The following is a 19,716-nucleotide window of genomic DNA, read 5'->3' as shown; positions in this document are numbered from 1 at the left end:
TACATGACAGAAACGCTCGCGACAGACGAGGTCTCCGCCGACATTCCCGAGTACCCGATGGAGCGTGAGGCGCGCTGCCCGTTCGCACCACCCCGTCAGATGCTGGAGATGGGCGAGGTCAAACCGCTGTCGCGGGTGCGGATCTGGAACGGCAGCACACCGTGGCTCATCACCGGGTATGAGGTGGCACGGGAGCTGTTCGCCGACGCCCGTGTGAGCGTCGACGACCGCATCGAGGGATTCCCGCACTGGAACGAGCACATGCTCTCCACCGTCAACAAGCGACCGCGTTCGGTGTTCACCGCCGACGCCGAGGAGCACACCCGGTTTCGGCGGATGCTGTCCAAGCCGTTCACGTTCAAGCGCGTCGAGGGCCTGCGTCCGGCGATCCAGAAGATCACCGACGAGTGCATCGACGAGATCCTTGCCGGGCCGCAGCCCGCCGACATCATCGCCAAGCTCGCGCTGCCGGTCCCCACCGTGGTGATCAGCGAGATGCTGGGCGTCCCCTACGAGGACCACGAGTTCTTCCAGGAGCACGCCAACGCCGGCCTGGCCCGCTACGCAGCCGCGGACGCCATGCAGAAGGGCGCGATGAGCCTGCACCAGTATCTGATCAATCTCGTCGAGGAGAAGCAGGCGAACCCGTCCGAGGACGCGGTGTCTGACCTTGCCGAACGCGTGACGGCAGGCGAGATCAGCGTGAAGGAGGCCGCCCAGTTGGGCACCGGCCTGCTGATCGCCGGCCACGAGACCACCGCCAACATGATCGGCATCGGTGTGCTCGCACTGCTGGAGAACCCCGAACAGGCTGCGCTGCTTCGTGATTCCGATGATCCGAAGTTCATCGCAAATGCCGCCGAGGAACTGATGCGGTATCTGTCGATCATCCAGAACGGTCAGCGACGTGTGGCCATCGAGGATATCGAGATCGCAGGGGAGACCATCCGCGCCGGCGAGGGAATCATCATCGACCTCGCGCCGGCGAACTGGGATGCCGCCGCCTACCCACGGCCCGACCAGCTTGACTTCACGCGCAGTGCCGGGCAACAACTCGGCTTCGGCTACGGGCGTCACCAGTGCGTCGGTCAGCAGCTGGCGCGCGCCGAGCTGCAGATCGTGTTCCACACGCTTCTTCGCCGCATCCCCACGCTGCGTCTGGCGATCCCGTTCGACGAGATCCCCTTCAAGCACGATCGCCTCGCCTACGGCGTCTATGAGCTTCCGGTGACCTGGTAGCCCGCCAGCCCAACACCAGCCCGCCCGCAGTCCGATTGGAGTACCAACGATGACTACCCCGACCTCATCACGGCCGACCCCAGCCCCAACCTCACCGCCGGCGTCCCTCTATCCCCCCGAGGGCTGGGGTGCACCCAAGTACCGCCACGGTCACTCAACCGGCGGAGTCGTCGGCCTGCCCGCCGACACCGAGATCTTCTCCGCCGACAACCACATCTCGGTGGCCGACGACATCTTCTTCGACCGGTTCCCCGAGGAGCTGAAGGGTGCCGCGCCGCGCATCTGGTACGAGGACGGTGCCTACATGGTGGGCATGAAGGGCAAGGCCTGGACCGGCGGGGACTTCGGCCGGGTGCTCATGCAGTACGACGACCTCGCCGGTGCCGCGTCCAACAACATCGAGGCGCGCGTCCGGGAACTCAAAGAGGACGGCATCGACAGGGAGCTGGCCTTCCCCAACGCCGTGCTCGCGCTCTTCCACTACCCGGACAAAGCGCTGCGCGAGCGCGTGTTCCGGATCTACAACGAGCACATCGCAGAGCTGCAGGAGCGCTCGGGAGGCCACTTCTACGGCGTTGGTCTGATCAACTGGTGGGACCCGAAGGGCACCCGCAGCACGCTTGAGGAGCTGAAGGGGTTGGGGCTCAAGACGTTCCTGCTGCCAATGAACCCCGGCAAGGACGACGACGGCAACATCTACGACTATGGCAGCACCGACATGGACGCGGTCTGGGACGAGATCGAGGCCGCCGGCCTGCCGGTCAGCCACCACATCGGCGAGACACCGCCGAAGACGCCGTGCCAGAACAACAGTGTCGTGGTCGGCATGATGGTGAACGTCGACTCCTTCCGTGAGCAGTTCGCCAAGTACGTCTTCTCCGGCATCCTGGACCGGCACCCGTCGTTGAATATCGGCTGGTTCGAGGGCGGTATCGCCTGGGTTCCCACGGCCTTGCAGGACGCCGAGCACATGCTCGCCTCCTACCGGCACATGTTCAACCATCAGCTCTCCCACGACGTCCGCCACTACTGGGACAACCACATGAGCGCCTCGTTCATGGTGGATCCGCTGGGGCTGCGGCTGATCGATCAGATCGGCGTCGACAACGTGATGTGGTCCAGCGACTACCCGCACAACGAGAGCACCTTCGGGTACTCGGAGAAGTCGCTGGCCGCCGTCGTCGAGGCCGTCGGTCCGGACAACGCCGTGAAGATTGTCAGCGGCAACATCAAGCGATTCCTCGGGATCTGAGGGAGCGGCGATATGACGACATTTCTGCAGCCGAACGCTGCCCTGCTCGACATCCCCGACCTGCCCGACCGCGGCCGCATGTACCGCGAGATCGGCGAGCGCCTCCGCACCGTGATGGGGGAGAAGGGCGTCGACGCGCTCGTCCTGCTGGGCAACGGCAACGTCGTGTACGCGACCGGTGCGAGCTGGCCGCTGCTCGACGCTGGCCTGTCCCACGTCGAGCGCCCGGTCGCAATCGTGCTGGCCGACGATCCGCACCCGCACCTCTACATGCCGTTTCGCGAGGGCTCCGCGTGGGAGTCCGAGCTTCCCGCCGACCACGTCCACGGTCCGCTGTACCTCGAGTTCGACGAGGGCGTCGAACGTTTCGCCAAGGTGCTGGCCGAGCTGGTCCCGCCCGGGGCGAGCATCGCGGTCGACGAACTCACTGGTGCGATGCGACACGCGTCGAGCCGACTCTTCCCTGCGGGGCCGCCATCGGATGCGGCCCTGGTGGTGGGTCCCGCGAAGCTGTCGAAGACACCCGATCAGATCTCCTGCATTCGCAAGGCCTGCCGGATCACCGAGGAGGCCGTCGTCGACGTGCAGAGGGCGCTGGCTCCCGGCGTCCGTCAGATCGACCTCTCGGCCCAGTTCGTCCGGCGTGCATTCGAACTCGGCGCCACCGCGAACATGCTCGAGGCCATCTGGCAGGTGATGCCCACCACCAGGGACAGCGGCAACGTGTGGACCACCACCGGCGATCTCGCCCTTCCGCTGCTCACCACCGAGAAGGAACTGGTCAAGGGGGACGTGCTGTGGACCGATGTCAGCATCACCTACGAGGGGTACTGCTCGGACTTCGGCCGCACCTGGATCGTGGGTGAGGAGCCGACGGTCCGCCAGCAGGAGCAGTACCTCAAGTGGCGCGAGATCCTCGGCGCCGTACTCGCGGTCACCAAGGCGGGTGCGACATCGGGTGATCTGGCGCGAGCTGCGGTCGCGGCCAACGGTGGCCGCAAACCATGGCTGCCGCACTTCTACCTCGGACACAGCATCGGCACCAATGCTGCCGAAATGCCAATGATCGGAACCGATCTCGGGCAGGAGTTCGACGACAACTTCGTCTTCCCGGCCGGGATGGTGCTCGTGCTGGAGCCGGTGGTCTGGGAGGACGGTACCGGTGGATATCGAAGCGAGGAGATTGTGGTCATCACCGAGGACGGCTTCACACCGATCACCGACTACCCCTACACGCCGTACGGCGACGAGCTGATCGGTCTTTCACAATGAGCGACGAGATTCTTGCCGACGGTCTGGAACTGCGGACTGGTCGGCGTGCACGCGCACTGGCTCAGATGGAGGCATTCGACCTCGACATCCTGGTGCTGGGCCGCCAGGCCAACGTCCGGTACGTCACCGGGGCACCGCAGCTGTGGGTGGCGGGCACGCGCCCCTTTGCGCCGATCTGCGTCATGCTGCGCGGCACCGGCGAAATCCACCTGAACAGCAGCTGGGACGAGGGCATGCCCGAGGAGATCGACCACGATCACCTCTACGGGCTGGCCTGGAACCCGATGACGCTGATGGATGTGCTGAAGAACATCGACGGGGCCGCCACGGCGCGCCGGGTCGGAACCGACGCACTGTCGCCGACGTTTGAGCAACTTCTGCCGATCGCCTTCCCGAAGGCCGAACTCGTCGACGGCGAACTCGCCATGCGTACCGCGCGGCGGATAAAGACGCCCGAGGAGATCGAGTCGCTTCGCAATGCGGCCCAGGTCGCGGAAGCCGGTCTTGCCGCGGGTGTTTCGGCGGTGGCGCCCGGTGTCACCGAGCAGGCCCTGACCGGCGCGATGCTCGAGGCCATGGCCGCCGGCGGGGTCAGCACATCGGCGACCCAGGACGGCGCGTGGATCACCTCGCGCGAGCATCGCTGGCGCCAGGGCCCCAGGGATCGTCGCGTGTCCGCCGGTGACCTGGTCGCGTTCGCCTCCGGCGCACTTGCGGACGGTTACGTCGGTGAGGTGGGCCGCACGGTCCCTGTCGGCGACGTGCCCGGTGCCGATGAGTTGTACCAGCGTTCGGTAGCGTTGTGGGACAGGCTGGTTGCGTCCTGCCGTGCCGGTGCGCCGGCCAGCGACCTGCTCGCGGCATACGAGGCCGCAGGCGAGCCGCTGCCCCCGATGCCGGTGGCACACGGTCTGGGTCTCGGGTTCGACCCGCCCGTGGTGTCACCGGACCTACCCGCGACGTCCTCCACCGAACGCCTCGATCCGGGCACGGTGCTCGCGGTGACCGGTTATGTGTGGGCGCAGGGAGTCGGCGCGGTCTACCAACGCGATGCCGTCCTGATCACCGAGAGCGGACCCGAGGTGCTGACCACATCGGCACCCGCCCAGAAGCACGCCCCCGTTGGCACAAGCTAGAAGGCGCGGAGATGCCGGAAAAGAAGAAGATGCCTGATAAGAGCAAGAACAAGAAGCGGCCCTCAGCCGAGGAGATCATCCTCTACGACAAGGACCCGAAGACCAAGATCGCAACGATCACCTTCAATCGTCCCGAGTTCCTCAACGCGCCGACATCGGATGCGCGGCTGCGCTACGCCGACGTGATTCGCGCGTGCAGCGTCGACAACGATGTCAAGGTCGTGGTGATTCGCGGGGTCGGCGACAACCTCGGTAGTGGAGCGGATCTACCGGAGTTCATGGAGGGCAATGACGATCCCGAACTTCGACTGCGGGAACTCAAGGTCGAGGGGATGGGCGTCGAGTACCCGCCCAAGGGGTCATTCCGCAACGGGGCGACCATCAGCGGCTGGTACGCCAACGTGCAGGCGGGCAACCGGCCGCTGCAGGAACTCAAGAAGATCAGCATCGTTGAGGCCAAGGGATACTGCTATGGCTGGCACTTCTACCAGTGCGCCGACGCCGATCTGGTGATCTCGTCGGACGACGCGCTCTTCGGACACCCGTCGTTCCGCTATTACGGCTGGGGTCCGCGGATGTGGACCTGGGTGCAGATGATGGGACTGCGCAAGTTCCAGGAGATGGTCTTCACCGGGCGGCCTTTCACCGCCGAGGACATGGAGAAGTGCAACTTCCTCAACAAGGTCGTGGCGCGCGACGAACTGGAGGCTGAGACGCAGAAGTACGCCGAGGCGTGCGCGCGCAACCGGCCTGTCGACACCGTCTACATGCAGAAGCTCTTCTTCGAGGTCTACAAGCAGCACCAGGGTGAGTACATGGGCAGCCTGCTCTCGGCGTTCTTCGAGTCGATGGGCAGCGGGGTGACCAACGACAGCGACGGAGACCTCGACATGCACGAGGCCATCGGCACCGGTCTGGCCGCCGCGGTGAACGACAACGACGACAAGTTCCCTCCCGACTTCCGGCTGTCCAAGAAGAACCGCAAGAAGTCGAAATAGCCACGGCACCCACATGACATCACCACTGAGTGGGTACACCGTCATCGATCTGTCGACCGGTATCGCAGGCGCGTACTGCACCAAGCTGTTGGCCGACGGCGGTGCCGAGGTGATCAAGGTCGAACCACCAGAGGGTGATCCGTTGCGCGGATGGTCGGCCTCGGGTGCGACCATCGAGCCGGGCTGCGACGGTGCGCTGTTCAGCTTCCTGTCCTGTTCGAAGCAGAGCGTGGTGATCGACCCCGACGAGGGCGCGGACACCGCGCTGGTCGAGTCGCTGCTGACGTCGGCCGGCGCGGTGGTGTGGTCGCGTGGATCGCGGGTTGCGGAGCTGGACTCGTTGTCCCCGCACCGAATTCACGAACGACACCCCCACCTGGTGATCACATCGATCACGCCGTTCGGACTCGACGGCCCGTGGCACGACCGGCCCGCCACCGAGTTCACCCTGCAGGCCTGGTCCGGTGGAGCGATCGGCATCGGCCGGGGCTCCCAGGACCGGGCACCCGTGCACGTGGGCGGGCAGGTGGGGGACTGGCTGGCCGGGGCCTACGGTTCCGCGATGACACTGGCCTTTCGCGCCAGGGCACTGGATGACGGCAGGGGCGAACTCCTCGACCTGTCGATGCTCGAGGCCCAGATCCTCGGCCTCACCTACTATCCGGTGACCTACTACGAGATGCTCGGGCGGCCCTGGCGCACCGAGCGCAAACCGACCGTGCCCGGCGTGGCTCAGGCCGCCGACGGTCTCGTCGCGCTGGGGTGCGGCACCGCCCAGCAGTGGCACGACCTGTGCGCCATGTCGGGTCACGACGACTGGATCGATGAGGAGACCACCCTCACCATCACCGAGCAGGCCAACCTGCACGCCGAGGAACTCTACGACTGGTTGCGTGATCAGCGCGTCGACGATGTGCGAGATCTCGCCTCGGCGTTCCGGATTCCCAACAGCCCGGTGGGCAACGGTGAGAACGTCACGGCGATGGACCATTACCGCGAGCGCAACGCGTTCACCGAGAATCCTCGCGACGGCTTCGTCCAACCCAGCCACCCCTACCGGCTCAGCGGTGTCGCGCTGCGCACCCCGGAACCGGCCCCGCGCCTCGGTGAGCACACCGCGGCGCACCGCGCGCGCCCGGCGCCAGCGCGGACCGTGCCGCAGACCGACACCGACCGGGACCGGTTGCCGTTCAGTGGTCTTCGCGTTCTCGATATGACAACGTTCTGGGCCGGCCCGTCATGCACGCACGCCATGGCGATGCTCGGCGCCGAGGTCATCCACTTGGAGTCGGCGGCGCGGCCGGACGGCACCCGGCTGATCGCCGGCATCCCCGCGAGCGAGGACCAGTGGTGGGAGCGCTCGCCGATCTTCTCGGCGCTCAACACCAACAAGTTGGGGCTCACGCTCGACTTCCAGACCGAGCGCGGTCGGAATCTGCTGCGTCGCCTGATCCCGACCTGCGATGTCATCGTCGAGAACTTCACCCCCCGGGTGATCGACCAACTCGGGCTGGACTTCGCCTCGGTGCGCGAGCTGCGCGACGACATCATCATGGTCCGCATGCCGGGCTTCGGCCTCGACGGCCCCTGGCGGGACAACCCGGCGTTCGCCTACATCATCGAGGACGCATCCGGACTGAGCTGGCTGACAGGCTATCCCGATCGCAATCCCTACGAGCCCTACTCGATCGGTGATCCGAATGCGGGTGTCCACGCGCTCAACGCCATACAGCTCGCGCTCGAGCACCGCCGTCGCACCGGCGAGGGCGTCCTGGTCGAGGCCGCCATGGTGGACGCCGCGCTGAACGTGGCCGCAGAACAGGTCATCGAGCACTCCGCCTACGGGACGCTGCTGCAACGCGCGGGGAACCGCGGACCCGCTGCCGCGCCGCAGAACCTCTACCAGGTCGCGGGCACCGACGAGTTCGGCCGCGACGACTGCTGGGTCGCGGTGGCGGTGAGCACCGATGATCAGTGGGTGGCGCTGCGCGACGCGATCGGTCGTCCCGACTGGGCGATGGATCCCGAACTGGAGGGCGTGGCTGGGCGCAGGTCGCGCCACGACGATATCGACGAGCGGCTTGGCGCGTGGTGTCGAGCGCGCAGCGCGGACGACGTGGTCGAAGTGCTATGGAGCGCAGGGGTGCCGGTGGCCAAGGTGATGCAGCCGCACCGCCAGACCGAGCTGGATCAGTTGGCACATCGGGGCTTCTTCGAGAGCCTGGACCATCCGATCAACCCGTCGGCCCCACACAGCACGCTGCCCGTGCGGCTGTCGAACGGGCCCGCGGCGTTTCACCGGACTCCTGCGCCACTACTGGGCCAGCACAACACCGAGTTGCTGCGTGCACTCGGCGTGACCGACGGGGAGATCGACGCGCTGAGCGAGGACGGTGTCATCGGTACCGCACCCGGCCGCAAGAAGGCTGCAAAATAGGCGATTTCGGCGCGTTCTCGTTCGCTAGGCGATGGTTAGCGCGCCGAAATCGCAGTGAGTAGGCCGTCGAAGCCGGTTGCGTCACCGGGCATCCACCGGTGATCGTTGCGAACGTCCACTCGTCAGCCGATGATCGGAAACCGGCGCTTGCGGGCCAGTTCGTTGAGGGCGCCCTGCATGACCGACCGGACATACACGTCGACGTCGTCGATGTCCGGATCGGGCCCGAAGCGTGCGATGACGTCGATGGGTTCCAGGACCTGCGTGACGATCTTGGTCGGCAGGGGCACGTTGGGTGGCCCCAGAACGCTGAATCCGAACGGGAAGCCGAACGTGATCGGCAGGATCTCGACCCGTGCCTTCGTCAGGCGGAGAAGCTTGGCCATTCCGTAGCCGCGGGTGAGGAACAGCTGGCTCTCCTGACCGCCGATGGACACCGCTGGCACGATCGGAACTCGCGCCGCGATGGCGGTGCTCACGTAGCCCGTGCGTCCGTTGAAATCGATCACCGTGTCCGACATCGTCGGCCGGTAGGAGTCGTAGTCGCCGCCTGGAAAGACCAACACGACGGCACCGGAGTCCAGTGCCGCCGCGGCGTTCTCGCGGCTGGCCTCGATGACGCCGACCTTGGGCATGAGATCGCCGAGCGGCCCCATCACGACGCCGTAGTGGGCCAACGTGATGAGCGGCCGATCCTCGTATCCGAAGCGGTCGTAGTACGCGGATCCGAACAACATCACATCGGGTGTGAGCATCCCACCGGAGTGGTTCGACACGACCAACGCGCCGCCCGAGGTAGGAAACGCGTCGAGGCCGTGCGTCTCGGCGCGATACCACCGGCGCAGCAGTGGTCCGATCCTCTCGGCCACGAACCTGGTGATCGAGGGGCTGTACCCGGCAAACGCGGGCTCGCTCATCCCATGAGTGTGGCAGTGCTGCGCGCTGTCCGCGGCTACTTCAGGCAGCTGCCACCATCGACGGGCAGCGTGACACCGGTGATGAAGCGTGCCTCGTCGGAGGCGAGGAACAGCACCGCGTTGGCGATGTCCTCGGGCTCCACCCAGCCGATGGGCAGTGTGTGCATCAGCTGACCGATGACCTTCATGTCCTCGGGGCCCGGGTTCTCCAGGTCGGGCCGGAACAGCTTCATCGTGGGCTCGTTCATGAACAGTGGGGTGTTGACGTTGGTGGGGTGCACCGAGTTGACGCGAATGTTCTGCGCGCCAAGCTCTACGGCAAACGTGCGCATGAGCCCGACGACGCCGTGCTTGGCGGCGACGTAGTGCCCGGTGTGGGGGTAGGCCTTGAGTCCGCCGACCGAGCTGGTCAGGATGATTGACCCGCCGCGGCCACCCTCGAGGATGTGGGGGACGCCCGCCTTGACGGTCTTCCACACGCCGGACAGGTTGACGGCGATCATGTCGTCCCAGTCGCCCTCGCTGGTCTTGTCCAGCGTCTGACCGCCGTTGCCGATGCCGGCGTTGGCGACGATGATGTCGAGCCTGCCGAACTCCTCGACACCGGCGTCGACGGCGGCCTTCAACGCGTCGTAGTCGCGTGTGTCGACCTCGGCGGTGAAGATGCGCCGGTCCAGACCCTTGACCAGATCGGCGGTCTCGGCCAGATCCTCGGGATTGGCCAGCGGGATCAGCACGCTGTCGATCTGCTTGCAGATGTCGATGGCGATGATGTCGGCGCCCTCTTGCGCCATGCGAACCGCGTGTGCGCGACCCTGCCCGCGCGCCGCGCCCGTGATGAACGCGACCTTGCCCTCTAGCCGGCCCATTTTCTGCTCCTCGCGTCCGCTGCCTGCCATGTGAATCCTCGACTCCCTGTTCGACGCCAGACGCCTCGCGCTGTGCACTTGCTCAGCACTCTGTCACCGTCGATCCCATTGTGTCAACGGCTCTCTCGGCTCGGGCCGTTTGTACTGTCCGCTTAAACCGCGACCCGGCCGCGGCGAATCGCGTTGTGCGAGATCGGCGTACCCGTAGACGTGGCGGTGGGGGGATGGCGCCGCGTGTATCTAGCGGACCGCTGTCTTAGGGGCGGGGGAGGCTCCGGCGTCGACCCCGGCCGGGCGCACGGCGAATCGGACCAGAGATCAGTTTCGCGCTCAGGCGCGAGTGAAGTTCTTCGTGGTCGAGAATGTAATTCTCTGCTAGCTGGAGGCGAATCCGTGGGAGCAGAAGTCCCATACTTCGTCGGCCGAGATGGGTTTGACGGCGACGTCCTCGGACCCGCTGGACTGGGCGACGAACATCACCGTCTGCATGGTCATGGCCGCCATGCGCCGCGGGTTGACGTCCGGGCGCAGGGCTCCTGCGTCCGCGGCCTCCTCCATCAGCTCGGTGAGCAGCGCCAACAGTGGTGCGTGCGCGATCTTGACCTCGGAGGGATGCGACACCAGCAGGCGTGGCGCGAAGTCGGTGAAGAGCGGGCGCTTGGCAGTGGGATCGGGACGCGAGGACTCGAACAGCAGCTGGACAGCGACTTTGAGCCGCTCGAGCGGGTCGGTCTGGCCGGCGACGGCCGCGCGAATCTGGTCCGCAGATCGGCCGAGCGCGTCCTCGAAGAGGGCGAGTAGAAGCTCATGCTTACCGTCAAACTGCAGGTAGAAGCTGCGCAGCGACTGGCGGGAGCGGTCAACGACCTCTTGTACGGTGAAGTCGGTGCTGCCCTTCTCGATGATGATCGCCTGGGCGGCATCGAGGAATCGCTGCACCCGCTGAGCGGCGCGCACTTTCGCGGTCTTGATGGAGCGTTCGACGGCCCTTTGCTTCCAGGCCGGCTCTTCGCTTGGGCTGCTCACCAGCGGCTCGGACGCGGGCTGGGTGGGAAGAGCATGGATGAACTGTACCGGAGGACGCCTGGGCATTGTGGTCCTGCACCCCCTCGCGGCCGCCGTGTCTGAGATTGTAACTTCCTCATGACGAGAATAGTATTCTCATTTCTGCCATTACAGAAGGCTTATGTGGAAGCCGCGACCCGATTCACATCGTCCCGTGCGTGTGATGCCGCAGGTCGTGACACATCATGCGGGGAGTGCCGTGCAGCTGACCTTTGATTCCGATGTCGAGGCTTTCCGGGCTGAGTTCGTCGCATTCCTCGATGAACACCTCCCGACGGACGCCGAGGCATTCGAACGTTCTCGCTCGTCGTCACACCTTCCGGACTGGGCCCGTCGGTGGCAGCGTCTGCTTTTCGACAATGGCTGGCTGGTGCCGGGTAATCCGCCCGAGTTCGGCGGTCGCAACGCAACCATCCTGCAGCAGTACGTGCACCAGACGGAGTTGTCCCGCCGGCGCATGGTGCCGAGCTTCAACGCGCAGGGAGTGGGCATCATCGCCGCCTCGCTCATCACCTTCGGGACCACCGAACAACAGCAGGGGTGGGCGGTGCCGATCCTGCGGGGCGAGATCACGGCGGCCCTGGGTATGAGTGAGCCCGCGGCGGGCTCGGACCTGGCCTCGTTGAAGACCCGCGCCGTGCGCGACGGCGACGACTTCGTCGTCAACGGACAGAAGGTGTGGACGTCGGGCGCCCACGATGCCGACGTGTTGCTGACCTTCGTTCGCACCAATCCCGATGTCCCCAAGCACAAGGGGATCAGCGTGCTGCTGATCCCCACCGACTCGCCTGGTGTCACGTGCCGCCCGTTCGGGTCGGCGGCCGACCGCGACGATCTGGACTTCAACGAGGTGTTCTTCGACGACGTGCGAGTGCCCGCGCAGAACTTGGTCGGTGAACTCGACAAGGGCTGGGGTGTCGCCAGCGGCTCGCTGGGGCATGAACGGAACATGTTGTGGCTCAGTTACGCCGACCGGCTGGCCGACCTGATCGCCGACTGGCGGCCGCGCACCGAGCTGGAGAGGGACCGCTTCGCGACGCTGGTGATGGACAACCAGGCGCTGCGGCTGTTGGGCTCGGCGGCCATCGCCCGTGCCGCGCGCGGCGAGGAAGATGTGCCCGCACTCTCGGTGCTGAAGCTTCTCGGGGGCGAGACCGGTCAGGCCGCCGGCGGGCACGCGCTGAACGCCAGCGGCGCTGACGGGCTCATCCATCCCGGGGTGTCGACGCGCTACCGGCCGATGAACCACGACGGCTACGCAGGCAGCTGGGCCGATCGCTACATCCGGTCGTTCGCGGGGACCATCGCCGGAGGCACATCGGAGATCCAGCGCAACATCATCGCCCAGCGGGTACTGGGACTGCCACGCGGCTGACTGTCGGCGAAGGCGGGACTACAGCTGAGCCAGCCGTGGCGCGGAACCGCGGGCACGCAGCCCCGCTCCGGCCCTCCGGGTCAGTTCCTTTGAGCTGCCCAGCAATCCGTCGAGAACCAGGACTCGATTCACGTGGTGGTGCAGATCGTGCTCCGCGGTGAAGCCGATGCCGCCGAGCACCTGCTGGCAGTGTTTGGCCGCGGTCAGCGCGGCCTTGCCCGCAGCGGCCTTGGCGAGCAGCGCGGTCAGATCGGGGTTGTCGTCGCCCGGCAGGTTCAGCGTTGCCTCGGCGCCCTCGATGGCGACCAGTGTCTCGGCCAGTCGGTGCCGGACTGCCTGGAAACTTGCGATCGGTCGGCCGAACTGGACCCGATCAAGCGCATGCTGGCGCGCCAGCGTCAGCATCGCCCTGGCCGAACCGACCAGCCACCAGCCCAGCGCGCGGCGGGCGTCAGGCAGCCGTAGGTGCCCGCCCTCGTCAACCCGGTGCAGTGGCAGCCCGCCCAGCGTCGAACTCTGGCTCGGCCGGGACATTTCCCCCGTCGCTTCGCTCGCCCAGGCCTCGTCCCACACCACCCAGGTGCCGCCGGCATACGGCAGCGGTGGGGTGGTGCCGGCATCACGGCCAGCGGTCAGCAGCACCACGTCGTTGAGAACCGAGGCGTGCGAACCCGTTTCGCCCAGGAGTCGGAACACCAGCGGTATCGCTTGCTCGGACATATCGGACAGCATGTCGGCCCAGCCGAGTTGGGCCAGCGCCGTGTCGAGCTCCGCGCCGGAGGCCGACAGCATGGTCTTGCGCAGTCCGTCCTCGAGTAAGTCGAGTGACGCCGTATCTGGTTGGTTATCCATGATCACTCCTTCCCGAGATCGAGCAGCCGGCGGGCGATGATGTTGCGCTGCACTTCGGCGGTGCCCCCGTAGATGGTGGCCGCCCGCGAGTACAGGTACTCAGTGCGCCAGGTGGTTTCGTCCAGCTCGATCGCACCCGGAAGTAGATCGCGTGCGGTGTCGTAGAGCTGCTGTTCGGCGCCGGCCAGCAACACCTTGTCGATCGACGTTTCGGCACCCAGCTTCTGGCCGTCGGCCAGCCGGTGCTGGGTGGCTCGGGACCGGCAGCGCAGCGTGTGCAGGGCCAGATACGCCGCACCCATCTCAGCGTCCGTTCCGTTGTGGCTGGCCTGACCGACGCCTGCGACCTCGTCAATCAACGCGTCGAACCTGTGGTACAGGTGGGCGATTCGTTGCCAGAAGCATGTCGAGCGCTCGTAGGGCAGCAGGTCCATCGCGAGTTGCCAGCCATCGCCGGGGTTTCCGAGCATGCGATCGGCCGGAACGACGACATCGTCGAAGTAGACCTCGCAGAACTCGTCGACGCCGTGCATCGTCCGCAGTGGGCGTACGTCGATACCGGGGCTGTCCATGTCCACGAAGAAGGCCGTGATGCCGGCATGGCCGGGTCCGGTACGCGTCAGCAGCACGCAGCGAGTTGCGTACTGCGCGAAGCTGGTCCAGACCTTCTGGCCGTTGATGACCCAGTCGCTGCCGCGCGGTTCGGCGCGCGTGGTGAGCGATGCCAGATCGCTGCCGGAACCTGGTTCTGAGAAGCCCTGGCACCAGGTCTCCCTACCGGACAGCAGCAGCGGCACCATTTCCGCCGCGAGTTCGGGACGGGCATAGTCGATCATCGTCGGGGTCAGAACCTCGAGCATCGAGTACGGTCCGGGGTCGTCGAGCCCGCGGCCCACGACCTCCTCGCCGACGATCGCGCGCAGGATCATCGGGCCGCCGAGGCCGCCCGCGGATTCGGGCCAGCCCCAACGCATCCAGCCGGCCTCGTACAACTCCCTCAGCACACGCGAGTGCTGTGCGTGATGAGCGTCGAGTGAGTGGTCGCCGGGCGGCGGGGTCAGGTCGTTGTTCTGCAGCCACTCGACGAACTGCGACCGGAACTCGTCGACGGTCGCGAACTCGGTGCCGGCCGTCAGATCGTCGGTCATCCCGCCTCCGGCCGCCCGATCGCGTGCGGGCGACCGGAGTCATGTTCGCCGCTGCGCCGGATGAAGGTCATGGCGCGCGTCTTGAGCCGCCACCCGTCGTCGGTGCGGACGTAGGTGTCTCGGTAGTAGCCGATGCGCATGTCGTGCTTGGAGTGCTCGATGAAGCACAACGGCTGCGTGCCGGTCGCGGTGTCCGGATCGTCGCCGCTCAGGTCGACCAGCGACGTGCCGGTCATGAACAATCCGCTGGGCGCCGCCGCCACCAACTCGGGGAAGCGAGCCAGCGTGTATGTCGACCCGAAGGCGCTGTACGTGCCGTCCGGGGTGAACACCTCGACGAGACCTTCGACGTCACCCTGGGTGATGGTGACGGCGTATTTGGCGAGGAGCTGCTGGATCTCGACCAGGTCGTCGGTGCGGCTGGGGTGCCGGTTAGTTGACTGCGTCATGTCGGTAGACCTTACCGCCCTTCATTACAAAATTGACATGCTGTGTAACGCTGATGTCCTGCAGGGGGTCGCCGGGGACGGCGATGATGTCCGCCACTTGGCCCTCGGCCAGACGGCCGCGGTCGGTGACGTTGATCAGGTCAGCGGCGACCACGGTGGCCGCGCGCAGGACCGCCGCGGGTGGCATGCCCCAGTCGACCAGCGTGACCAGCTCGTCCGCGTTCTTCCCGTGCGGGATGGCGGGCGCGTCGGTACCGACCGCGATCTTCACCCCGGCCTCGTAGGCCGCCTTGATCGACGTGCGCGCCTTCGGGAACATCTCGGCGGCCTTGGCCTGCAACTCCGGCGGAGCCTTCGAGACATCCATGTACTCGGCGAGGCGTCTGGTCGTCACCAGGAAGCGGTCGTTGTCGACCAGCATCTGGATGGCCTCGTCGTCCATCAGGAAACCGTGCTCTATGCAGTCGATTCCGCACGCGATGGCGTGTTTGACCGCCTCGGCGCCGTGGGTGTGCGCGGCGACGCGCAACCCGCGTCGGTGCGCCTCGTCCACGATGACGCGCAGTTCCTCGTCCGAATAGTGTTGCGCACCAGCTTCACCCGTTAGCGACATGACGCCACCCGAGCAGCACACCTTGATCAGTTGTGCGCCGTGCTTGATCTGGTAGCGCACCGCCTTACGGATCTCGTCGACGCCGTTGGCGATGCCCTCCTCGAGGGTCAACTCCAGTACGCCCGGCATGAAACCGGCGAACATCGTGGGGTCCAGATGCCCGCCCGTCGGGGTGATCGCGTGCCCGGCGGGCACAATGCGCGGCCCCTCGATCAAGCCCGCGTCGATTGCCCTGCCCAGCGCCACGTCGAGCAGGTAGCCGCCGGTCTTGACGAACAGACCCAGGTTGCGAACGGTGGTGAAGCCGGCGCGCAGCGTGCGACGGGCATTGCCCACCGCGCGCAGCACACGGGTCGGGGGATCGTCCTGCACCTGAGACAGGCCGGGGTTCTCCCCGCGCCCGCCCATGAGCAGGTTGACCTCCATGTCCATCAGGCCGGGCAGCAGGATCGCATCGCCCAGATCGATGACCTGTGAGCTGTCGCCGTCCGCGACTTCGCCTACAGTGCCTGATTTGTCGGCTTCGCCGACGCTGCCTGACTTGTCGGCTTCGCCGACGCTGACAATGCGGTCTCCGTCGACACGGACAATGCCGGGACGAATGATCGCCCCGGCATCGACGTCGAGTAGACCCGCAGCTTTGAGGGTCAGCACTTTCAGACCACCGGCTCCCTGGTGATGTTGACCCATGCCGCACCGCTGTCGAGCACACGCGGCTGCTTCCAGGCCTCCACCGGGAAGCTGACCATCACCACCGACTGCATCAGGTGCATCAGGTTCTTGGCATCCGCGGGCATGTCATGCAGCGGGAAACGGGCATCCAGGTACACCATGACCTCCTCGAGCCGGGCCATGCCGACGTCGTAGAGATCCTGCATCTCGTCCATGGTCGATGCCAGCCGCTTGGCGTAACGCTCAGGCTCGGTCGGCAGAATCCAGTCGTTGAAGCGCTCCAGGTCTGCGAATTCAGCTGGCAGCTTCTTGGTTTCAGACATGTGCCCCGTCTTTCTCATGTTGAGCGGTCTTCGCCCTCCCGTTGGTGGCGGCCTTCTCGGCTTGGGCCTCTTTGTACTCGTCCACGTACTTGTGCGCGGTGTGATGCAGGTGGCGCAGCAGGACCTCCTGGTCGCACAGCGGGAACTCGGTGACCGCACGAGTGCCGATCTGAGTCTGGGTGGCCTCCAGCGTGTTGGCGTCCTGCAGTGCGTACTCCTTGAAGGTCACCGCGGCCAGTTCCTGGCTCAGCCGCTGCCGGGTGTTCTTGGGCGGAACGAAGTACAGGTTGGCCTCGAAGATGTGACTGTCCACGCCCGTCGGCCAGTAGTTGTAGGTCAGGTACCAGCCCGGAACCCACAGCAGCAGCGTCCAGTTGGGGAAGAACTCGAAGCTGTCCTGGCCCCAGGTGGGCTGGCGGGCCGGGTTCACGGCCGGCGGCAACTCGTCGGGCAGGATGCCCTTGATGTCGGGGCGGTCCCACGGGCCGAACAGGCCACTGTGCAGGATCCGCTCGATGGGCTTGACCATGTTGAGGTCCTTGGGCGGTGACATGCCACCCCAGGACGAGATCATCGAGTGATCGCCCTTGATGTCGTAGTGCAGCGCCTCGAAGCCGACCTTGGCGAGCTTCTCGGCCTCCTCCTTGGTCGCCTGCTTCATGTGCAGGATCGGCGCGTGATAGAACTCGATGAACGCGTCGATGAACAGCTTCCAGTTCGCCTTGATCTCCGCTTTGTAGCTGTAGACCTCGGTCATCTCGTGGAACGGGTAGCCCTCCAGGCCCTTGCCGAAGTCGCCCATCGAGTCGACCAGCGGCTGGGCGTCATCGTCGAAGTTGACGAAGATGAAGCCCTCCCACACCTCGCAGCGGACGGGCTTGAGCGGGTAGTCGGCCTTGTCGACGTCGAAGAACTCCTGCTCCTGCTGGATGAACGTCAGATCGCCGTTCTGGGCGTAGCGCCAGGCGTGGTACTTGCAGGTGAACTGGCGGCAGCTCCCCGAGACCTCCTCGCCTGGGTAGTCGTTCCAGACCAGCTTGTTGCCGCGGTGCCGGCACAGGTTGTAGAAGGCGCGGATGACGCCTTCCTTGTCCTTGTTGATGATGATCGAGGTGCCTGTGCCCACCGACGGCATCTCGCGGGTGAAGTAGCTGCCGGCCTTGGGCAGCCGCTCGACGCGGCCGACATGCAGCCAGGTCTTGCGGAAGATGGCCTGCTGCTCGAGCTTCCAGTGCTCGGGGTCAATGGAGTCGGTGTAGTCGACCGGAGCGGTGCCCAGTTCGGGCCAATGCTCGGTCCAGCTGCCCTCAGCGGGTTTCGGGAAGTGTGCCACTTCTACTGCCTCTCCTGGTGTTCGGTGTCGTGTTCGGTTTGTGGATGGCCGGCGGGCGGTGCTGGCCGATTGGGGACGGGTCCGTGACGGGCCACGCGAGCGGACATCCCACTTCCTCTCGGGGACGAGAATCAGGTTCTCATATTTGACCAATAGATTTCCACTCTTCTGCGAGATGGTCAATGGGAGGGCCGTCTTGCGGCTGTCCGCGCACGCCGTCGTGGAGGCGAAACTGCGGGGTCAGCAGGCCACCTGGTGTTATCAGATGTTGATTCTCGTATCGTGAGAAGCTAGTTTTCCTAGATAGCGAACATGCCTCGAGGATGAGCCCCTGGGCCAATGTGGAGGGAGCGGTCGTGAACAAGGACGACATGATCTTGATCAGCGTGGATGACCACATCGTGGAACCACCGGACATGTTCAAGAACCATCTGCCGGCTAAGTACCGCGATGAGGCGCCGCGTTTGGTGCACAACGCCGATGGTTCGGACACCTGGCAGTTCCGCGACATCGTGATCCCGAACGTGGCCCTCAATGCGGTGGCCGGTCGCCCCAAGGAGGAGTACGGCCTGGAGCCGCAGGGTCTGGATGAGATCCGGCCTGGCTGTTATCAGGTCGACGAGCGGGTCAAGGACATGAACGCCGGCGGCATTCTGGGGTCGATGTGCTTCCCGTCGTTTCCGGGGTTCGCGGGTCGGTTGTTCGCTACGGAGGACTCGGACTTCTCGCTGGCGTTGGTGCAGGCCTACAACGACTGGCACGTCGAGGAGTGGTGCGGTGCCTATCCCGCGCGCTTCATCCCGATGACGTTGCCAGTCATCTGGGATGCCCAGTTATGTGCCGATGAGGTGCGCCGCAACGCCAAGCGCGGGGTGCACTCTTTGACATTCACCGAGAATCCGGCGGCGATGGGATACCCGTCTTTCCACGATGACTACTGGACGCCGCTCTGGGAGGCGCTGGTGGACACCGAGACCGTGCTCAACGTGCACATCGGGTCCTCGGGTCGGTTGGCGATCACCGCGCCCGATGCGCCGATGGACGTGATGATCACGTTGCAGCCGATGAACATCGTGCAGGCCGCGGCCGATCTGCTGTGGTCGGCCCCGATCAAGAAGTACCCGACGCTCAAGATCGCGCTGAGCGAGGGCGGCACCGGGTGGATTCCCTACTTCCTGGAGCGAGTTGATCGCACCTACGAGATGCACTCGACCTGGACCCATCAGGACTTCGGCGGGAAGCTGCCCTCGGAGGTGTTCCGTGAGCACTTCTTGACCTGCTTCATCGCCGACCCGGTCGGGGTGACGCTGCGCGACCAGATCGGTGTGGACAACATCTGTTGGGAGGCCGACTACCCGCACAGTGACTCGATGTGGCCCGGCGCCCCCGAGCAGCTCGACGAGGTGCTCAAGGCCAACGACGTGTCCGATGCCGACATCAACAAGATGACCTATGAGAACGCCATGCGCTGGTATCACTGGGACCCCTTCGCCCACATCCCCAAGGATCAGGCCACCGTCGGAGCCCTGCGCAAATCCGCAGAGGGGCACGATGTCTCGATCCAGGCCCTCTCCAAACACGACCACGGCACCGCCGACTTCGCGGCCTTCGCCGCCAATGCGAAAGAGCTGACGGGCAACAAGGACTGATCTCCAACGTGGGCTCGTCGGTGCGGCCGTCGGTCATGGCGTCCGCATCGACCGGCCCACGCGATCGCTGCTATACATAGCCTATCGATGTTTTTCGAGTTGAGGAGGGCGCCGTGT

The 19,716-nt window shown here is 65.7% G+C and carries 17 protein-coding genes; 8 read left to right on the top strand and 9 right to left on the bottom strand.

The features are described 5' to 3' along the window. Positions 1 to 3: 3 nt before the first annotated feature. Genes ACZY0X_RS28390 through ACZY0X_RS28365 form a run of 6 tightly spaced genes read left to right on the top strand, consistent with a single transcriptional unit; the run spans position 4 to position 8,334 of the window. Positions 4 to 1,239 (top strand): cytochrome P450, encoded by a 1,236-nt coding sequence (locus tag ACZY0X_RS28390; RefSeq protein WP_241404177.1) that lies wholly within the window; start codon positions 4 to 6, stop codon positions 1,237 to 1,239. A 49-nt stretch (positions 1,240 to 1,288) separates the two neighbouring features. Next, positions 1,289 to 2,491: an amidohydrolase family protein gene (locus ACZY0X_RS28385; protein WP_463775164.1), complete on the top strand. Its 1,203-nt coding sequence runs from the start codon at positions 1,289 to 1,291 to the stop codon at positions 2,489 to 2,491. Between the two features lie 12 nt (positions 2,492 to 2,503). Beyond that, positions 2,504 to 3,763 carry a M24 family metallopeptidase gene (locus ACZY0X_RS28380; protein WP_463775163.1) on the top strand — a complete coding sequence of 420 codons (1,260 nt, stop codon included), beginning with the start codon at positions 2,504 to 2,506 and terminating at the stop codon, positions 3,761 to 3,763. Then, positions 3,760 to 4,899: a M24 family metallopeptidase gene (locus ACZY0X_RS28375; protein WP_463775161.1), complete on the top strand. Its 1,140-nt coding sequence runs from the start codon at positions 3,760 to 3,762 to the stop codon at positions 4,897 to 4,899. Before ACZY0X_RS28380 ends, ACZY0X_RS28375 begins: the two co-directional genes overlap by 4 nt. A gap of 11 nt (positions 4,900 to 4,910) precedes the next feature. Then, the gene (locus ACZY0X_RS28370; protein WP_463775159.1) at positions 4,911 to 5,897 is read left to right on the top strand and encodes an enoyl-CoA hydratase/isomerase family protein; all 987 of its coding nucleotides are present in this window, start codon (positions 4,911 to 4,913) and stop codon (positions 5,895 to 5,897) included. Positions 5,898 to 5,910: 13 nt separating this feature from the next. Continuing rightward, positions 5,911 to 8,334: a CaiB/BaiF CoA transferase family protein gene (locus ACZY0X_RS28365; protein WP_463775158.1), complete on the top strand. Its 2,424-nt coding sequence runs from the start codon at positions 5,911 to 5,913 to the stop codon at positions 8,332 to 8,334. Between the two features lie 122 nt (positions 8,335 to 8,456). On the opposite strand, the gene ACZY0X_RS28360 is transcribed toward ACZY0X_RS28365, so the two are convergent. From ACZY0X_RS28360 to ACZY0X_RS28350, 3 genes are all read right to left on the bottom strand, one after another. Further along, complete coding sequence (locus ACZY0X_RS28360) at positions 8,457 to 9,251, bottom strand: 1-acyl-sn-glycerol-3-phosphate acyltransferase (RefSeq protein ID WP_463775156.1); 795 nt, start codon at positions 9,249 to 9,251, stop codon at positions 8,457 to 8,459. Positions 9,252 to 9,286: 35 nt separating this feature from the next. After that, positions 9,287 to 10,120 carry a mycofactocin-coupled SDR family oxidoreductase gene (locus tag ACZY0X_RS28355; protein ID WP_463775285.1) on the bottom strand — a complete coding sequence of 278 codons (834 nt, stop codon included), beginning with the start codon at positions 10,118 to 10,120 and terminating at the stop codon, positions 9,287 to 9,289. 375 nt (positions 10,121 to 10,495) lie between these two features. Beyond that, complete coding sequence (locus ACZY0X_RS28350; RefSeq protein WP_463775154.1) at positions 10,496 to 11,212, bottom strand: TetR/AcrR family transcriptional regulator; 717 nt, start codon at positions 11,210 to 11,212, stop codon at positions 10,496 to 10,498. 172 nt (positions 11,213 to 11,384) lie between these two features. Here ACZY0X_RS28350 and ACZY0X_RS28345 point away from each other — a divergent pair, with 172 nt between their 5' ends. Then, positions 11,385 to 12,560 (top strand): acyl-CoA dehydrogenase family protein, encoded by a 1,176-nt coding sequence (locus ACZY0X_RS28345; protein ID WP_463775152.1) that lies wholly within the window; start codon positions 11,385 to 11,387, stop codon positions 12,558 to 12,560. A gap of 18 nt (positions 12,561 to 12,578) precedes the next feature. On the opposite strand, the gene ACZY0X_RS28340 is transcribed toward ACZY0X_RS28345, so the two are convergent. The 6 genes from ACZY0X_RS28340 to ACZY0X_RS28315 are packed head-to-tail and all read right to left on the bottom strand — an operon-like array spanning position 12,579 to position 17,950. Continuing rightward, positions 12,579 to 13,412 carry an acyl-CoA dehydrogenase family protein gene (locus ACZY0X_RS28340; protein WP_463775151.1) on the bottom strand — a complete coding sequence of 278 codons (834 nt, stop codon included), beginning with the start codon at positions 13,410 to 13,412 and terminating at the stop codon, positions 12,579 to 12,581. Between the two features lie 2 nt (positions 13,413 to 13,414). Further along, positions 13,415 to 14,560, bottom strand: a complete 1,146-nt coding sequence (locus ACZY0X_RS28335; RefSeq protein ID WP_463775149.1) for an acyl-CoA dehydrogenase family protein — start codon at positions 14,558 to 14,560, stop codon at positions 13,415 to 13,417. Continuing rightward, a complete protein-coding gene (locus ACZY0X_RS28330) occupies positions 14,557 to 15,009 on the bottom strand; it encodes a nuclear transport factor 2 family protein (RefSeq protein WP_463775148.1) in 453 nt (150 codons plus the stop codon). The genes ACZY0X_RS28335 and ACZY0X_RS28330 overlap by 4 nt, the downstream gene beginning before the upstream one ends. Next, entirely contained in the window at positions 14,993 to 16,276 is a 1,284-nt protein-coding gene (locus ACZY0X_RS28325) for a metal-dependent hydrolase family protein (RefSeq protein ID WP_463775284.1), read from the bottom strand. Before ACZY0X_RS28325 ends, ACZY0X_RS28330 begins: the two co-directional genes overlap by 17 nt. A gap of 2 nt (positions 16,277 to 16,278) precedes the next feature. Further along, positions 16,279 to 16,617, bottom strand: a complete 339-nt coding sequence (locus ACZY0X_RS28320; protein ID WP_463775146.1) for a hypothetical protein — start codon at positions 16,615 to 16,617, stop codon at positions 16,279 to 16,281. Further along, positions 16,610 to 17,950 carry an aromatic ring-hydroxylating oxygenase subunit alpha gene (locus tag ACZY0X_RS28315; RefSeq protein WP_463775144.1) on the bottom strand — a complete coding sequence of 447 codons (1,341 nt, stop codon included), beginning with the start codon at positions 17,948 to 17,950 and terminating at the stop codon, positions 16,610 to 16,612. The genes ACZY0X_RS28320 and ACZY0X_RS28315 overlap by 8 nt, the downstream gene beginning before the upstream one ends. 356 nt (positions 17,951 to 18,306) lie before the next feature. Between ACZY0X_RS28315 and ACZY0X_RS28310 the strand changes: the two genes are divergently transcribed. Next, positions 18,307 to 19,599 (top strand): amidohydrolase family protein, encoded by a 1,293-nt coding sequence (locus ACZY0X_RS28310; RefSeq protein WP_463775142.1) that lies wholly within the window; start codon positions 18,307 to 18,309, stop codon positions 19,597 to 19,599. Positions 19,600 to 19,716: the final 117 nt, after the last annotated feature.

The organism is Mycobacterium sp. IDUB_39, from assembly GCF_055419205.1.
Note: the sequence above shows the minus strand (reverse complement) of the source record. Positions and strands in the feature narration are given on the sequence as shown.

What these genes read in the sequence shown, in the direction of transcription:
- ACZY0X_RS28390 (WP_241404177.1), top strand. Translation starts at nt 4, where the DNA reads ATGACAGAAACGCTCGCGACAGACGAGGTCTCCGCCGACATTCCCGAG.
- ACZY0X_RS28385 (WP_463775164.1), top strand. Translation starts at nt 1,289, where the DNA reads ATGACTACCCCGACCTCATCACGGCCGACCCCAGCCCCAACCTCACCG.
- ACZY0X_RS28380 (WP_463775163.1), top strand. Translation starts at nt 2,504, where the DNA reads ATGACGACATTTCTGCAGCCGAACGCTGCCCTGCTCGACATCCCCGAC.
- ACZY0X_RS28375 (WP_463775161.1), top strand. Translation starts at nt 3,760, where the DNA reads ATGAGCGACGAGATTCTTGCCGACGGTCTGGAACTGCGGACTGGTCGG.
- ACZY0X_RS28370 (WP_463775159.1), top strand. Translation starts at nt 4,911, where the DNA reads ATGCCGGAAAAGAAGAAGATGCCTGATAAGAGCAAGAACAAGAAGCGG.
- ACZY0X_RS28365 (WP_463775158.1), top strand. Translation starts at nt 5,911, where the DNA reads ATGACATCACCACTGAGTGGGTACACCGTCATCGATCTGTCGACCGGT.
- ACZY0X_RS28360 (WP_463775156.1), bottom strand. Translation starts at nt 9,251, where the DNA reads ATGAGCGAGCCCGCGTTTGCCGGGTACAGCCCCTCGATCACCAGGTTC.
- ACZY0X_RS28355 (WP_463775285.1), bottom strand. Translation starts at nt 10,120, where the DNA reads ATGGGCCGGCTAGAGGGCAAGGTCGCGTTCATCACGGGCGCGGCGCGC.
- ACZY0X_RS28350 (WP_463775154.1), bottom strand. Translation starts at nt 11,212, where the DNA reads ATGCCCAGGCGTCCTCCGGTACAGTTCATCCATGCTCTTCCCACCCAG.
- ACZY0X_RS28340 (WP_463775151.1), bottom strand. Translation starts at nt 13,412, where the DNA reads ATGGATAACCAACCAGATACGGCGTCACTCGACTTACTCGAGGACGGA.
- ACZY0X_RS28335 (WP_463775149.1), bottom strand. Translation starts at nt 14,560, where the DNA reads ATGACCGACGATCTGACGGCCGGCACCGAGTTCGCGACCGTCGACGAG.
- ACZY0X_RS28330 (WP_463775148.1), bottom strand. Translation starts at nt 15,009, where the DNA reads ATGACGCAGTCAACTAACCGGCACCCCAGCCGCACCGACGACCTGGTC.
- ACZY0X_RS28320 (WP_463775146.1), bottom strand. Translation starts at nt 16,617, where the DNA reads ATGTCTGAAACCAAGAAGCTGCCAGCTGAATTCGCAGACCTGGAGCGC.